General features: G+C 68.6%; 13 protein-coding genes. 7 read left to right on the plus strand and 6 right to left on the minus strand.

Going from position 1 to position 14,652, the window contains the following annotated elements; genetic code table 11:
* Positions 1–37: 37 nt before the first annotated feature.
* On the minus strand, positions 38–1,954 hold the full coding sequence (locus tag E3O18_RS09355; protein WP_134417975.1) for a primary-amine oxidase: 1,917 nt from the start codon (positions 1,952–1,954) through the stop codon (positions 38–40).
* A gap of 136 nt (positions 1,955–2,090) precedes the next feature.
* Between E3O18_RS09355 and E3O18_RS09360 the strand changes: the two genes are divergently transcribed.
* From E3O18_RS09360 to E3O18_RS09375, 4 genes are all read left to right on the plus strand, one after another.
* The gene (locus tag E3O18_RS09360) at positions 2,091–2,687 is read left to right on the plus strand and encodes a TetR/AcrR family transcriptional regulator (RefSeq protein ID WP_134395056.1); all 597 of its coding nucleotides are present in this window, start codon (positions 2,091–2,093) and stop codon (positions 2,685–2,687) included.
* Between the two features lie 114 nt (positions 2,688–2,801).
* On the plus strand, positions 2,802–3,764 hold the full coding sequence (locus tag E3O18_RS09365; protein WP_241976645.1) for a helix-turn-helix domain-containing protein: 963 nt from the start codon (positions 2,802–2,804) through the stop codon (positions 3,762–3,764).
* A 125-nt stretch (positions 3,765–3,889) separates the two neighbouring features.
* Positions 3,890–5,335 (plus strand): aldehyde dehydrogenase family protein, encoded by a 1,446-nt coding sequence (locus E3O18_RS09370; RefSeq protein ID WP_134395057.1) that lies wholly within the window; start codon positions 3,890–3,892, stop codon positions 5,333–5,335.
* 98 nt (positions 5,336–5,433) lie between these two features.
* Complete coding sequence (locus E3O18_RS09375; protein WP_134417977.1) at positions 5,434–6,939, plus strand: APC family permease; 1,506 nt, start codon at positions 5,434–5,436, stop codon at positions 6,937–6,939.
* A 31-nt stretch (positions 6,940–6,970) separates the two neighbouring features.
* Here the strand turns inward: E3O18_RS09375 and E3O18_RS09380 are convergent, their stop codons facing one another.
* Together E3O18_RS09380 and E3O18_RS09385 are read right to left on the minus strand one after the other, a co-directional pair.
* Positions 6,971–7,954, minus strand: coding sequence for an aldose 1-epimerase family protein (locus E3O18_RS09380; protein WP_134395059.1), 984 nt, complete (start codon positions 7,952–7,954; stop codon positions 6,971–6,973).
* A 9-nt stretch (positions 7,955–7,963) separates the two neighbouring features.
* Positions 7,964–8,842, minus strand: coding sequence for a DeoR/GlpR family DNA-binding transcription regulator (locus E3O18_RS09385; RefSeq protein ID WP_134417978.1), 879 nt, complete (start codon positions 8,840–8,842; stop codon positions 7,964–7,966).
* Between the two features lie 84 nt (positions 8,843–8,926).
* Between E3O18_RS09385 and galT the strand changes: the two genes are divergently transcribed.
* Positions 8,927–10,141, plus strand: coding sequence for a galactose-1-phosphate uridylyltransferase (galT, locus tag E3O18_RS09390; protein ID WP_134398026.1), 1,215 nt, complete (start codon positions 8,927–8,929; stop codon positions 10,139–10,141).
* Positions 10,138–11,298 carry a galactokinase gene (gene galK / locus E3O18_RS09395; protein WP_134417979.1) on the plus strand — a complete coding sequence of 387 codons (1,161 nt, stop codon included), beginning with the start codon at positions 10,138–10,140 and terminating at the stop codon, positions 11,296–11,298. The genes galT and galK overlap by 4 nt, the downstream gene beginning before the upstream one ends.
* Before the next feature lie 178 nt (positions 11,299–11,476).
* Here galK and E3O18_RS09400 read toward each other — a convergent pair whose 3' ends face one another.
* Positions 11,477–12,373 carry an ABC transporter substrate-binding protein gene (locus E3O18_RS09400; protein WP_134417980.1) on the minus strand — a complete coding sequence of 299 codons (897 nt, stop codon included), beginning with the start codon at positions 12,371–12,373 and terminating at the stop codon, positions 11,477–11,479.
* Between the two features lie 198 nt (positions 12,374–12,571).
* Positions 12,572–13,048: a YbaK/EbsC family protein gene (locus E3O18_RS09405; protein ID WP_134395064.1), complete on the minus strand. Its 477-nt coding sequence runs from the start codon at positions 13,046–13,048 to the stop codon at positions 12,572–12,574.
* Positions 13,049–13,097: 49 nt separating this feature from the next.
* Between E3O18_RS09405 and E3O18_RS09410 the strand changes: the two genes are divergently transcribed.
* Entirely contained in the window at positions 13,098–13,646 is a 549-nt protein-coding gene (locus E3O18_RS09410) for a gamma carbonic anhydrase family protein (protein ID WP_134395065.1), read from the plus strand.
* 42 nt (positions 13,647–13,688) lie between these two features.
* Here E3O18_RS09410 and E3O18_RS09415 read toward each other — a convergent pair whose 3' ends face one another.
* Positions 13,689–14,573, minus strand: a complete 885-nt coding sequence (locus tag E3O18_RS09415; protein ID WP_134395066.1) for a bifunctional methylenetetrahydrofolate dehydrogenase/methenyltetrahydrofolate cyclohydrolase — start codon at positions 14,571–14,573, stop codon at positions 13,689–13,691.
* Positions 14,574–14,652: the final 79 nt, after the last annotated feature.

Consider the following 14,652-nt stretch of genomic DNA (forward strand, 5'->3'; position numbering starts at 1 on the left):
AAACCCCGGCTCCCCTCGACCCCGGCGCGCCGAATACTCAGCAGTGGCAGTGTCCCTCTTCGACGGGCGTCGACGGCGGCACATCGAGCACCGGGCTGCGGTCGAAGAAGCCATCGGGCCTCAGCTTGAATCCGGCGGTGTCCACGGGCATGATCGGCCAGTCCTCGATGCGCGGATAGTGGGTGAGGCCGAACGTGTGCCAGAGCACGATGTCCTGGCCGTCGATGTCGCGGTCGGCTTCGATGTAGGCAGGCAGGCCGGCGCCGCCCGCGTGCTGATTGACGAAGTCGCCGGTCGGGTAGCGCTCGTCCTCGGCGTACCGGGTCACCCACAGGTCCTTGGTCGCGAAGGCCGCCCGGCGGGCCACGGACGAGTTCTCGTCGGCCAGCAGGGTCGGCTGGCCCTCCGGGTACAGCTTGTACCCGACCGGTTCACCAAGCCGGTTCAGCACGTTCGGGTTGGAGACGAGCCAGGTGCGCCCGCTGCGCATGTCGGCCTCGCGAACCCCTTCGGATTCCCGGGCCAGGAGGGTGCGCCGACGCGTGAAGGCGTTCCCGCGCTCGTTGCCGGGCCCCATCGGCACGCGCACGGCCTCCTCCTCCTCGACCCGGTTGGTGTTGCCGTCAAGGGCCATGTCCAGGCGGGCGCTGAACAGGTGCTGGTGGAACGGCGCACCCAGACCCGGGGCCAGCTCCGAGGCATACGGATAGTCCTTGCCGGGGTAGGCGCTGGTGAACACGACGCCGGTGGCCTTGGCCTCGAACTCGATCGTGCCGTCGAGGTAGAGGTACCAGTAGAAGCCGTAGTCGTAGTTGCCCACGGTCGTGAAGAAGGAAATCACCAGGCGCCGGTTGCGTCGGGTGTATTCGATGCCCGACCAGAGGTCGCTGTGTTTGGCGAGGATGCTCCAGTCCTCCTCGTGCATGCAGATGCCGTTCCGGATCGTGCGCGGGTTGCCGAAGCCATCCGTGATGACCGGGCTCAGATAGGTGATGTCGCCGAGGCAGTCGCAACCGAGTTCCAGCGAATTGGCGTACTGGCCGACCAGGTACTCGCCCGTGTCGAAGTAGTTCTGCCAGGACCGCACGGGCGCAGGGTCTCCGTAGGGCACGACCATCTCCGCGATCGACGCCCGATTGATCACAGACCGCCGGACTCCGTTGTCGTCAAAGCCGATGTTGTGCAGCACGACCCCTTCACGCACGTCGAAGCCCACATCCAGGCTCCACTTCTCCCACTCGACGTGGTTGCCGCCGGTCACGGTGAAGCTTGGACCCTCCGGCTGGGTGATCTCGATCGGCTTGAGCGTCTCACGCAGCGGCCCGGTCAACACGGGATCGGTGTAGTTGCCGTGCTCGGCCGGGATCGGGACGACGCCGAAGTCGATCACCTGATCGACGGTCCTGCTGACGATGTCCACGTAGGCGACAAGGCCGTCGATGGGGTGCGCCCAGGCGCTGTCCTCGGGGAAGTCCTGTACGAAGGCGAGGCCGCGCAGGATGCGACGGCCCTTCTCCTCCGGGTATTCGAAGACCCCCGCGGACAGCGGCGCCACCCGCACGGTGGCCACGTCGAGGCCGCGGTCGGCCAGGGCCATGAGCCAGCGTTCATCGTGGGTGAGCAGTTCCTCGACCGCGGCGAATTCCTCCTCGAGCACCGGGAGCTCTCCGGTCACCGCGGTGTCGAGCACGACCACGGACTCGACCGACTGCCGGGTGGCGGACACGGTCACGTCCCGGGGCGCGCTGCAGCCCGACACGTCGTGCAGGAATACCCGGAACCGCCGGTCGCACTCCCCCGCGGCGCCGCGGGGCGGGTCGAGCAAGCCCAGATAGGCCACCCGGATGCTCTCATCGAGCAGGCCGGCATCGGCCAGAAGACTGCGCACCGAGAGGATCTCCTCCGCGGACGCGAGGGCGTACGCGGCGGTGACTGCGAGTGAAACGGAAGTCATGGTTACCCTTTCCGGGGCTGTGAGCGGCCGGATGGAGGCATCCATCCGCAATCTATTTTCTATAGTTGTAGAACCATAGGCGGTCGCTAAGCTCGCTGGCAAGGGCTTTTTTTGCCCGATGCAGCGGGAGGGCAGTATGCCGAAGGTTGTCGACCACGACCGGCGACGAGTGGAATTGGTCGAGGCGACCTGGCGGATCATCGCCCGCCACGGCATCGAAGGCGCGACCATGCGGGACATCGCCGCCGAGGCCGGCTTCGCCAACGGCGCCCTGAAACCGTATTTCCCGACCAAGGACGACCTCCTGGCCTTCGCGTTCAGCCACGTTTTCAGCCAGACGGGCCGGCGCATGACCGACGCCACCGTCGGCAGCTTCGGGCTGGGCGCTCTCCGGGCCTACTGCCTCGAAATCCTCCCGCTGGATGACATCCGGGTCAGCGAGGCCCGCATCGTCATCCCGTTCTGGCAGAAGGCGTTGACGAATGCCTCGAAAGCCGAGCTGCACGCGACCGCGATGTTGCAGTGGCGCGACACCATGTGCGGGCATCTCCGGGAAGCCAGGGCCGCCGCCGAGCTGCGCACTCCCATTCCGGACGAGGACCTCGCGGGACTCCTGATGAACCTCGTGCTCGGCGCCCAGATCACCGCCGTGCTCTCCCCGATCGAGAACTCCCCGGCCCGGCTCGTGGCGCAGCTGGATGCCTGCCTCCGGCTGATCGCCGAGGGACACTGAGCCTCCACCTTTTTTCGACAGACGTGGAAAAAAAGTGACAAACGCTGCGTGCCTGGGCTAAATTACTGGAAATATGTGTACGCGTTCACGCTGGCAAAGGAGCTACCCGTGACCCTGACGACCGTAACCGTCCCGCCAAATCGGGTCTTCGACCCGGTGCAGTGCGCCCGGGCGGACACCTTCGCCGAGTGGCGCACACTGGTCTCCGACTCTTTCGTTCCGCTGGAGGTGCGTTCGGATGCGACGGAGTTCCAGGGGACGCTTCGTTCCCGCGTGCTCGATGAACTCTCGATCGTCGAGGTCACCGCCAACGGCCATCAGGTTCTGCGCACCCCCGCGCTCATCTCCCGGTCGGACCGGCACTATTTCAAACTCAATCTGCAGCTCTCCGGGCACGGCATCTTGATCCAGGACAACCGGGAAGCCCACCTGCGCCCCGGCGACCTCGCGGTCTACGACACGCACCGCCCCTACACTCTCGCGTTCGAGCAGAATTTCCGGACCCTGGTGCTGATGTTCCCCCACGAGGCCCTCGACCTGCCGGTCGAATCGGTCGGCCAGCTCACCGCACGAAGAATGGCCGGAGACGCGGGACTCGGCCGGATGATCAGCCCGTTCATGGTGCAGCTCGCCGAGAACCTCGAGGCCTTGTCCGGCACGACCGGATACCGCCTGGCCTACAACGCCGTCGACCTCGTCGCCACGATGTTCGAGAGCGAGTTGAGCATTCGCCGCGAACCCGTGGCCGGAACGCATGGGGACCTGCTCACCAGCATCCGTCAATACATCGAGGCCGAACTCGGCGACCCGGAGCTCTCCCCCGCCGGCATCGCCGCCGCGCATTTCATTTCCACCCGCCAGCTGCACAAGGTGTTCCATGAGGCCGACACGACGGTGTCCAGCTGGATCCGCGCACGCCGGCTCGAACGGTGCCGTCGGGACCTGCGCGACCCCATCCTCACGGACCGGTCCGTCGGTGTCATCTCCGCGCGGTGGGGTTTACTCGACCCCGCGCACTTCAGCCGAATCTTCCGCACCGCTTTCGGCGAACCCCCCAGCACGTACCGGCGCGGCTGAGGGCCGCGGGAGAGCCGTCGCGCTCCGGCAAGTTCCGTTCGTTGAAAAACAAGTCCGCGGCCCGCTCGTCGGCGAGAGTCGTGACACTGGCTCCCACAGGCGGAGCCGCTCAACGAGGAGCCCCCATGACAACGAAGCTATTCATCAACGGCGAGTGGACCAGCGCGACGGGCGGATCGATCGCCACCCTGAACCCGGCGACCGAGGAGATCCTCGAGGAAGTCGGCTTCGCCAGCACGGTGGATGTCGACGCCGCCGTCGATGCCGCCCGCGCCGCCTTCAACGGCGCCGAATGGCGGGACCTGCTGCCGGTGACCCGGGCCCGCCTCCTGTTCCGGCTCGCCGACCTGATCGAGGCCCACGCCGACGAGCTCGCCGAGCTGGAGACCCGCGACCAGGGCCAGCCACTCGGCATCTCCCGCAACATCTCCGTGGCCGGGGCGGCCGAGCACTTCCGCTACTACGCCGGCTGGGTCACCAAGATCGAGGGGCGCACCTCCCCGATCTCGTTCCCGGACACGCACCACTACACCCGGCGCGAACCAATCGGGGTCTGCGCACTGATCACCCCCTGGAACTTTCCGTTGATGATCCTGGCCTGGAAGCTCGCCCCAGCCCTCGCCACCGGCAACACCGTGGTGATCAAACCGGCGGAGCAGACCCCGCTGACGGCGATCCGCCTGGTCGAGCTGGCCGCCGAGGCCGGTTTCCCGGCCGGCGTGGTGAACCTCGTCACGGGCGACGGCAGCACCGGCCAGGCCCTCGTGGACCACCCGCACGTCGACAAGGTCTCGTTCACCGGTTCCACCGCCGTCGGCCGCTCCATCGTGGCGGGCTCCGCCGCCTCGAACCTCAAGAAGATCACCCTCGAACTCGGGGGCAAGGCCCCCTCCATCATCACTGCGGACGCCGACATCGACGCGGCCGTCGGCGGCAACCTGGCGGGCGGCATGCTCAATTCCGGGCAGGTCTGCGCGGCCTACACGCGGTTCTATGTCAACAAGAAGCGCGAGGCCGAATTCGTCGAGAAAATGGCGGCCGGGGTCTCCGGCATGAAGCTTGGCGCCGGGATGGACCCCAGCACTCAGCTGGGTCCTCTGGTCTCTCGAAAACACCTCGACCACGTCGAACGGATGGTCACGGTCGGCCGTGCCGAGGGCGCGGAACTCGTGACCGGTGGCGCCCGGGCCGGCGAGGTCGGCTTCTTCTTCCAGCCGACGGTGTTCGCCGGTGTGCGCGACGACATGGCCATCGCGACCGACGAGGTCTTCGGGCCGGTGCTCTCGATCATGTCCTACGACGATGACGACGACCTGCAGGAGCTCATCAACCGGGCCAACGACACCGACTATGGGCTCGCCGCCACGGTCTGGACGAAGGACCTCGAGAAGGCACACCGACTGGCCAACGGCATCCGTGCCGGGGCGATCTTCGTGAACATGCCACCGGTGCCGGACATGGCCGCGCCGTGGGGCGGGTTCAAGACCAGCGGCTGGGGCAATGAGATGGGCCCGTATTCGATCGACGCGTACACGCAGGTCAAGGGCGTCTGGATGCACTACGGCAGCTAGCCGCACGGGTTTTTCGCGGCATCCGTTCATTTTCGCGCACTCGTCAACTCGCGCACTCGTCAACTCACGCAATCGTCAACTCAATGAGGAGTAAACCCATGACGACCACTCGCAGTACCCCTCAGTCCGACTCCCAGACCACCCTGCGCACGGGACGCCTCGGTGTGATCGGCATCGTCTTCTTCGTGGTCGCGGCGGCCGCGCCGCTCGTGGGCATGACCGGCGCGGTCCCGGTCGCGATCGTTCTCGGTAACGGCGCGGCCGCCCCGGGCGCCTACCTCGTGGTGGGCATCACCCTGCTGCTGTTCAGCGTCGGCTATGCCGCGATGAGCCAGCGCGTCACCAATGCCGGTGCCTTCTCCGCCTACATCGGCCGAGGCCTCGGTCGCCACCTCGGCAGCGCGTCGGCCTTCGTCTCGATCCTCGCCTACCTCGCCATCCAGCTGGCGATCTACGGGTTCTTCGGCGGCCTGCTGGGTGCCCAGGTCGGCCTGCTCCCCTGGTGGGCGTGGGCGCTGCTGGCCTGGGCAACCGTCACGCTGCTCTCGCTGCTGAGCGTGGACGTCGGCGCCAAGGTGCTCGGCGTGCTGATGCTGCTCGAACTCCTGGCACTGGTCGTCACCTCGGTCGCCATCCTGGCCGACGGCGGGCCGGAGGGCCTGAACTTCTGGGCTTCGTTCAACCCGGCCGCGATCCTCGCCGGCGGGCTGGCCGGCTCGGCGGGCATCGCGTTCGCCTTCGCGTTCGCGTCCTTCATCGGCTTCGAGGCCACCGCGATCTACGGCGAGGAATCCAAGGATCCGAAGACGGTGGTCCCCCGCGCCACCTACCTGGCGGTCGGAGTGATCACGGCGCTGTTCGCGCTGACGGCGTTCGCCATGGTCACGGGAATGGGTGCATCCTCGGTCGTCGAGAAGACCGTGGAGCTGTCGAGTCTCGACGGGGTTCCCCTGGCCGACCCGGCCGCGGTGCTCTTCTCCCTCGCGACCCAGTACGTGGCCCCGTGGATGGCCACCGTGATGGGCGTCCTGGTGGTCTCGAGCCTGTTCGCCGGACTGCTGGCCTTCCAGAACGCGGCCAGCCGGTACCTCTTCGCCCTCGGCCGCGGCGGCGCGCTGCCCGCGCCGCTCAGCCACGTCAACGGTCGCGGCGCCCCGAGCACCGCCTCCCTCGCCACGTCGGTCCTCACGGGTCTCGTCATCGTGACCTTCGCCGTCTTCGGGCTCGACCCGGTGCTCAACATGTTCTACTGGTTCAGCGGCCTCGCCGTGGTGGCGATCGTGCTGATCGAGATCCTCGTCTGCATCGCGGTGATCGCGTTCTTCCGCCGCAATGCGGGCAGCGAGAACGTGGTCCAGACCATCATCGCCCCGGTGCTGGCCACCATCGGTCTGGTCCTCGGCGAGTACCTGCTGATGAGCCGCTTCGGACTCCTCGCCGGCACGGTGGCCGAGGGCGTGGACCCGACGATGTCCTCGTGGGGCCTGAGCCCGATCGGCTGGGTACTGGTGTCCCTGCCCTTCGTGCTCCTGCTCGTCGGCTACCTGCACTCGCTCTGGTCTCACACCGAGAACGAGGCTCTGGTCAAGGACGTCCTCTCGTAGCCGGCAAGCCGTGAGACGGGGTGATGCCGGGTCAGAGGCGGAAACCCTGGTGACGGATGCCCCAGCGCACAGACCAGGACTCCCCCGGTTCGACCCAGCGCAGCCCCGCGCCCGAATTGAAGGCATTCGCAGGGGCGGTCATCGGCTCGATCGCCACCGCCAGTCCCAGAAACGGGCCGCCCGGCCCCGGGAAGGGGAAGTTGCGCGGCGTGAAGACCTGAACGTTGCGGATGTTCCGGTCGCCCCAGATCGTGACGCTGCGGCCGTCGGGCGCGGTCAACGAGGCCACGCTGGGGGTCCCGGATTCCTCGCCGGTCACGTCGGACCGCACCTCGGGAGCCTCAGGGCCCACCCCGCCGAAGCCGTCGTCGAGGTCGACGTCGCCCACCCGGCACCCCGCGCGCAGGTCGAACCGGGTGCTGACGACGGAAGATTCCCCGACGGGGTTCTGCCGGTCGTCGACGTCGACATGGGTACGCGCCGCGATCGTGAGCACGAGGTCCTCGGTGGGAACGCCGCCGATCTTCGGGTACGGATGCGCGCCGATCGCGACCGGGGCCGCGTCAGGGCCCACGTTCCGCACCGTGTGGGTGACCGCAAGACCGTCGTCGGTGAGCGCATACCGCACGGTCGTGTCGAGCAGGAACGGGTATCCGGCCTGCGGGAAGACCGTGGCGGCCAGAGTGACCGCCCTCGGGCTGCGGTCGAGCATACGGTAGGACGAATACCGAAGCAGGCCGTGGATGGCGTTGTGCTGTTCCGGCTCGGTGAGCGGCAGCCGCTGCGCGACGCCCTGGTGCTGCCAGAGGCCGTCCCGGATGCGGTTGGGCCACGGCATCAGCACGATGCCGGCGCCCCACGGCGGGGTGGCCTCTGCCGCGAACGGCTCGACGAGGTCTATGCCGTCCACGGAATACAGCCGGAGGCCGGCGGCCACCTCGGTGACGATCGCCAGCGCAGGCCCACTCGGCGTGGCTGCCCTCAATTCATACTGGAAACCCGTTGCAGCGCGCATAGTATCAGCCTACTCCGGCTGCAGAACGGTCAGGCCGGCCTCGCGGAGGGGTACCAGCCTGACCTCGTCGGCCGCGGCATCCGTCACCAGGGTGTCGAACGCTCGCAGCGGGCCGACCTGCCCGAGGTGCACCTGGCCGAGCTTGGAGGCGTCGGCCACGACGACCGCCCGGGTCGCGGCGGCCAGCATGAGCGTTTTGACCCCAGCCTCGGGGAGGTTGATGTTCGTGACCCCATAGCCTGCATCGACGCCGTTGCAGCCGATGAAAGCCAAATCGGCGTGAACCTGACTGAGCACCGTCCGTGCGAGCGGCTCGACCAGGGAGTGCTGCAGCGGGCGAAGCGAACCACCCGTGACGATCACGGTGAACCGCGGGATGGCCGGTTCGAGGGCGAGGGCGATGCTGAGCCCGTTCGTGATGATGACGACATCGGTCAGATCGGTGCGGGCCAGCAGCGCGTGGGCGAGGGAGAGGGTGGTCGTGCCGACGTCGAGGAGGATGCTCTGCCCGCTCGTGACGAGGGCCGCGGCGAGCACGCCGATCTGCTGCTTGGGCAGCACGGATGACGCGAGGGCCTCCTCGAAGGAGAACTCCCGCAGCGGGCGGCCGCTGGGTGGCGCGGCCGGAACCGCCCCGCCGTGCACGCGCTGCACGGTCCCGGCGGACTCAAGCACGTCGAGGTCGGCCCGCGCCGTGACGCCGGACACTCCGAACGCCTCGCGCAACTCGCGCACTCGTACGAAACCGCGCTCCCCGACGAGGCGCTGGATCTGCTCCCGCCGCTGGTGGGCCGGGAGCGTGTCGCGGTCGCCGGGCCCGTCGCTCACGCCGATGAGGTCGGTCGTGGCGGCCGATTGGGTCGATTCGGTCGATTCGCGAGAAGCCATGCCTAATCTTCGCTTAGTTTACTTTTGTTATCAACCTGAAAGATCTGGTTTCACATGTGCAAATCAGATATTGTTGCTTTCGCCATGAACACACCAGAATTCGTAGCCGACACCGGCATCATCCGTCACCGCCACACCCTCGCCGATGGTCGCGACCTCATCTACTTCGATGACCCGCAGACCACCCTGCCGCCGGATCGGGCGGCCGACCTGCGCGAACTCGACCCGCGCCCGGCCACCGCGCGGATGCGCCAGGACCCGCTCAGCGGCGAATGGGTCTCGATCGCCGCCGCCCGCCAGAACCGCGTGTTCCTGCCGCCCGCGCACCTGGACCCGCTCGCCCCGTCGACGCCGGGGAACCCGTCCGAGGTGCCCAGCAACTACGACGTGGCCGTGTTCGAGAACAAGTCGCCCTCGTTCGGGCCCCTCCTCACCGACGCCGACGCCCCCGCCGGACTCGACGACCTGAACACCATCGGACTGAACCGCGTCCGCACCTCGGTCGGCCGCTGCGAGGTCGTCTGCTTCAGCCCCGAGAACGAGGGGTCGTTCGCGAGCCTGTCGGTCGTGCGCGCCCGCACGGTGATCGAGGCCTGGGCCGAACGCACGTACGCCCTGTCACAGCTACCCGGCGTGGAACAGGTCTTCCCGTTTGAAAACCGCGGTGAGGAGATCGGCGTCACGCTGCGCCACCCGCACGGCCAGATCTACTCCTACCCCTACGTCACGCCGCGCACCCAGCGCGTGATCGCCTCCCTCGACCAGTACGGATCAAACCTGTTCGCGGACATCCTCGCCAGCGAGCAGGCCGGGGGCCGGGTCATTCTGACCGGCGAGCACTGGACCGCCTTCGTGCCGTTCGCAGCCCGCTGGCCCATCGAGGTGCACATGCTGCCGCACCGGCACGTGCCCGACTTCGCGGCGACCAGTCTGGCTGAGCGCGATGAGCTCGCCGTTCTCTACCGGCGGCTGTTGCGCGGCATCGATGCCCTCTACGACACCCCGACGCCGTACATCGCGGCCTGGCACCAGGCCCCGGTCTCGGTGCGCCGCGACGAGATCCGGCTGATGCTGCAGGTGACGAGTCCTCGCCGGGCCGCCGACAAGCTGAAGTTCCTGGCCGGGTCGGAGGCCGCCATGGGCGCCTGGATCGGGGACGTCACGCCCGAGCAGGCGGCCGACAACATTCGCCGCGCGGTCGAACGCTCCGCCGAGACGGACGCGACCAAAGCGGCGGCCGGCGCCGCGACGTCCGTTTCCGCTATCAGCACCGCACTCGAAGGGCAGGCCCACGCATGACCGATCTCATCCAGACCGTGACGGATGGCTTCACGAGCCGCTTCGACGCGGCCCCGGCCGGACTCTGGTCGGCCCCCGGCCGCGTCAACCTGATCGGCGAGCACACCGACTACAACGACGGGTTCGTGTTTCCCTTCGCGATCAACCGGCGCACGCTCGTCGGGCTCGGCCTGCGCGGCGACCGCCAGCTGCGGGTGGCGAGCTCGTTCGCCGCGGAAACCGTGGAGCTCTCCCTCGACGACCTGACTCCGGAGAACCTGGCCGGCTGGTCGGCGTATCCGCTCGGCGTGGCCTGGGCCCTCGGCCAGTTCGGCGCCGACCTGGCCATCCTGACCGGTTTTGACGTGTTCATCGACTCTGACGTGCCGATCGGGGCCGGACTGTCGTCGTCCGCCGCGATCGAGAGTGCGGTTGCCGTGGCCCTGAACGACCTCTGGCAGCTCGGACTCGACCGGCGCGTGCTCGCCCGGGTGGGCCAGCTGGCCGAGAACCGGGCCGTCGGGGCTCCCACCGGCATCATGGACCAGTCCGCGTCCCTACTGGGCGAGGCCGACTCCGCCGTCTTCCTGGACTGCCGCACCCTCGAGGCCGAGGTGATCCCGCTCGGCTTCGACGGGGCCGGCCTCGACCTGCTGATCATCGACACGCGGGTGAGCCACGCCCACTCGACCGGCGGGTATGCCTCGCGCCGGGCATCCTGCGAACTGGGTGCACGGATGCTGGGGGTCCCCTCCCTGCGCGACCTCACCGTGGACGACCTCGGCCGGGCCGCCGACGCGCTCGACGACGAGACGTTCCGACGGGTGCGGCACGTGGTCACCGAGAACCAGCGCGTGCAGGACACCGTGCGCACCCTGCGCGAGCAGGGACCGACCGCGATCGGCGCCCTCCTGGACGCCTCGCACCTGTCAATGCGAGACGACTTCGAGATTTCCGTGCCCGAACTCGACCTCGCCGTGGAGATCGCGCGCGGCACCGGGGCGATCGGCGCCCGGATGACCGGCGGCGGCTTCGGCGGCGCCGCCATCGCCCTTACCCCGCGCGCCCTGATCCCCGCGGTCACGGCGGCGGTCACGGCCGCGTTCGCAGCCCGGGGCTTCGCGGTCCCGGACCTGTTCGTGGTGCGCGCGGCCGACGGGGCGGTGCGGGAGCAGTAACGCAGCGGGGACTCGCCCAACGTGGCTAATTCAGGAGAAGTCGTGCCGCCGCCCGTACGCATCCGCAGACCTGTGCGGGTGCGGAGGAGGTTCGGCGGGGATCTCCTGAGTTAGCCACGCAGGCGACGGCCGAAATCGCTGCCCGGGGTCGAGGCGGCGCCCAGAGGCGGCGAGGTGCCTAGCCCCTCGCGCCGGCGTTGAGGGTGATCGTGTCGAGACCGCCGTCGATGACCCCCCAGTCGTCCAGAATCTTCTCGTAGGTGCCGTCGTCGACCAGCGACTGCAGCGCGGCCTGCACGGCCTCGGCCATCCCGGAGTCCTTCTGCACGGCCATACCGTATGGTGCCGCCTCAAACGTCTCTCCCGCGGTCTGCAGCTTGCCCGTCAACTGAGCGATCCCGTAGAGGGTGACCGGGGAGTCGGCGCTGAAGGCGTCCGCCTGGCCCAGCGCGACGGCATTCGCCGCGGCATCCTGCGTGTCGAGGGGGACCTTCTGGATCGGCGGTTTACCCGCGGCGACGCAGGCGTCACTCTTCGCCGGGATCTCGACGGTGTCCTGGTAGGTGGTGGACTGCACGGCGACCTTGAGGCCGCACGCATCGTCGGGGTCGACGGTCGTGCCCGTGGGCGAGGCCCACTGGATGCCGGCGAGGTAGTAGTTCACGAAATCGACCTGCTTTTCGCGCTCCGCCGTGTCGGTGAAGGACGACATGCCGACGTCGATCTTGCCGCCGGCGACATTCGGGATGATGTTCTCGAATTTGGCCACCGTGTACTGGGCCTCGAGCCCGAGCTTGGCGGCGATCGCATCACTCAGGTCGATCGCCCAGCCGATCGGTTCACCGGCATCGTTTTTGAACTCGTTCGGCGCGTAATTCGGGCTGGTGCCGAAGACGAGCTTGCCCGGGGTCGCGGTCGTTTCCGGGAGGAGCGCGGCGGCCTCCTCGTCGGTGGTCACCACCTCGGCCGCGGATCCCTCCGTGACGCCAGTCGTCGGAGTGGAGTTGTCCACGCAAGCGGTAAGCAGGAGGGCGGCCACTGCGGCCAGGGCCGGAAGAGCATGTCGAGCGCGCATTGAGCATCCTTTGTGAATTTTTCGTCATCGAAGTGATCAGAGGTGCAACTCTGCCGAGTCTATGTTCGGTACCGGTCGCGCCCGGGACGTGCCGGGCATCCGTCGCCGTACGCCGCCGAACTGTGACTTCGCCCATCGGCGAGGGAGCCATCCTCCCGGTCGGCGGTGCGCACGTGGCGGAGATGAGGCCGCCGAGATCTAAGGCGCGACGGCGGTGGGCTCGCCGCCGGTGATTCGCACGAGTTCGTCGAACGTGGTCGGGAACACGGTGTGCGCGTGGCCCGCAGCCGCCCAGACGACCGGGAATTCGGCGAGGGCGTCGTCGACCAGGGTGCGCAGTGGCGACGGATGTCCCAGCGGCGCGACCCCGCCGATCACCTGACCGGTGGCCCGCCTGACGACATCCTTCGAGGCACGTCCGATCGTGCCGCCCAGCCGGTCCCCCAGCCACACCGCATCGACCCGGTGAGCCCCCGAGGTGAGCACGAGCAACGGCTCACCATCGAGGGTGAAAACGAGCGAATTCGCGATGGCGCCGCGCGAAATGCCGAGCGCCTCCGCGGCGGCGGCCGCGGTTGTCGCCGCATCGTCGAACCAGCGAATTTCCGGGTCCAGGCCGTGGGCGCGGAGAGCCTCCCGAACCCGGTCGACGGACGGATGCGCGAAATTGACCATGCCGAAATCCTAGAGCCTGCACGCGAAGCAGCCCGATAGGCTGACGCGTATGACTGCCGACAGCGCCGCCCGCATCATCACCCTGCCCGACCGACCCGGACCGGTCGTGGCCGAGACCGCCTACGTCGCCCCGGGCGCCGTGGTCGTCGGCAACGTCACCCTGGCCGAACACGCCAGCGTCTGGTACAACGCCGTGCTGCGCGCCGAGGCGGAACCCATCCGGATCGGCCCCGGCTCCAACCTGCAGGACAACGTCTCCTGCCACGTGGACCACGGATTCCCGCTGATCGTCGGCCGGAATGTGTCCGTCGGGCACGGGGCAGTGCTGCACGGCTGCACGGTCGAGGACGGCTCGCTGATCGGCATGATGGCGACGGTGCTGAACGGCGCCGTCGTCGGTTCCGGGTCGCTCGTCGCCGCCGGGGCTGTCGTGCTCGAGGGCACCGTCATCCCGCCGAGGTCGCTGGTCGCCGGCGTTCCCGCCAAGGTGCGGCGGCCCCTGACGGATGAGGAGGTGGCCGGCCTCGGCCACAACGCAGAGGAGTACCTGCGTCACTGCGCCCTGCACGCCTCGGTGACGGCGCTGCCGCAGCGCTGAGTCGGCCCGCCTCACGTTCGCGGCGCAGGCCGTGGCGCCCGGCTACCCGCTGAGCGACAGCTCGGCTGCCTTCACCACGTTGCACAGCAGCATGGCCCGGGTCATCGGGCCGACGCCGCGCGGATTCGGGGACAGGAAGCCGGCGACGTTCGCGACATCCGGGTGCACGTCACCGGTCAGGGTGCCCTTGCCGGTGATCGGGTCGGTCACCCGGGTGATGCCCACGTCGAGCACGGCGGCGCCGGGCTTCACCCAGTCCGCCTGAATCAGGTGCGGCACGCCGACGGCGGCCACGACGATGTCGGCGCGCCGAACCTCGCCGGGCAGGTCGACCGTGCGGGAGTGCGTCAGGGTGACGGTGGCATCCAGACCCTTGCGGGTGAACAGCAGTCCGAGCGGGCGCCCGACGGTGAGGCCGCGCCCGACGACGACGACGCGCTGGCCGACGATCGGCACGTCGTAGCGGCGCAGCAGCTCGACGATGCCGGCCGGGGTACAGGGCAGCGGCGAGTCCAGCTCGCCCTCGATGCCGAGCACCAATCGGCCGAGGTTCGTCGGGTGCAGGCCGTCGGCATCCTTCGACGGATCGATCAGTTCGAGCATGGCGTTGTCGTTGTGGCCGACCGGCAGCGGCAGCTGAATAATGTAGCCGGTCACCTCGCGGGCGGAGTTCAGGTCGGCGATGGCGGCGCGCACATCGGCGCTGGTCGCCGACGCGGGCAGGTCGACCCGGATCGATTCGATGCCGACCTCGGCGCAGTCGCGGTGCTTGCCCGCGACATACGAGCGCGAGCCCGGGTCATCGCCGACCAGGAGCGTGCCGAGCCCGGGCACGATCCCGTGCGCGCGCAGCTCCGCGATCCGGTCGATGAGCTCGGTCTTGACCACGGATGCGGTCGTGACACCGTCGAGGGTTATTGCCGTCATTGTGGATCCATTCAGTCGGAGGTTCTGACGTTTGCAGGCGCTCAGGCGTTCAGGCGCCGGAGTCACGTGCGAATCACAC

The sequence above is a fragment of the Cryobacterium sp. TMT2-42-4 genome (assembly GCF_004402645.1).
Classification (GTDB): domain Bacteria; phylum Actinomycetota; class Actinomycetes; order Actinomycetales; family Microbacteriaceae; genus Cryobacterium; species Cryobacterium sandaracinum.

What these genes read in the sequence shown, in the direction of transcription:
- E3O18_RS09400 (WP_134417980.1), bottom strand. Translation starts at nt 12,373, where the DNA reads ATGCGCGCTCGACATGCTCTTCCGGCCCTGGCCGCAGTGGCCGCCCTC.
- E3O18_RS09355 (WP_134417975.1), bottom strand. Translation starts at nt 1,954, where the DNA reads ATGACTTCCGTTTCACTCGCAGTCACCGCCGCGTACGCCCTCGCGTCC.
- E3O18_RS09375 (WP_134417977.1), top strand. Translation starts at nt 5,434, where the DNA reads ATGACGACCACTCGCAGTACCCCTCAGTCCGACTCCCAGACCACCCTG.
- E3O18_RS09380 (WP_134395059.1), bottom strand. Translation starts at nt 7,954, where the DNA reads ATGCGCGCTGCAACGGGTTTCCAGTATGAATTGAGGGCAGCCACGCCG.
- E3O18_RS09385 (WP_134417978.1), bottom strand. Translation starts at nt 8,842, where the DNA reads ATGGCTTCTCGCGAATCGACCGAATCGACCCAATCGGCCGCCACGACC.
- E3O18_RS09410 (WP_134395065.1), top strand. Translation starts at nt 13,098, where the DNA reads ATGACTGCCGACAGCGCCGCCCGCATCATCACCCTGCCCGACCGACCC.
- E3O18_RS09360 (WP_134395056.1), top strand. Translation starts at nt 2,091, where the DNA reads ATGCCGAAGGTTGTCGACCACGACCGGCGACGAGTGGAATTGGTCGAG.
- galT (WP_134398026.1), top strand. Translation starts at nt 8,927, where the DNA reads ATGAACACACCAGAATTCGTAGCCGACACCGGCATCATCCGTCACCGC.
- galK (WP_134417979.1), top strand. Translation starts at nt 10,138, where the DNA reads ATGACCGATCTCATCCAGACCGTGACGGATGGCTTCACGAGCCGCTTC.
- E3O18_RS09415 (WP_134395066.1), bottom strand. Translation starts at nt 14,573, where the DNA reads ATGACGGCAATAACCCTCGACGGTGTCACGACCGCATCCGTGGTCAAG.
- E3O18_RS09405 (WP_134395064.1), bottom strand. Translation starts at nt 13,048, where the DNA reads ATGGTCAATTTCGCGCATCCGTCCGTCGACCGGGTTCGGGAGGCTCTC.
- E3O18_RS09370 (WP_134395057.1), top strand. Translation starts at nt 3,890, where the DNA reads ATGACAACGAAGCTATTCATCAACGGCGAGTGGACCAGCGCGACGGGC.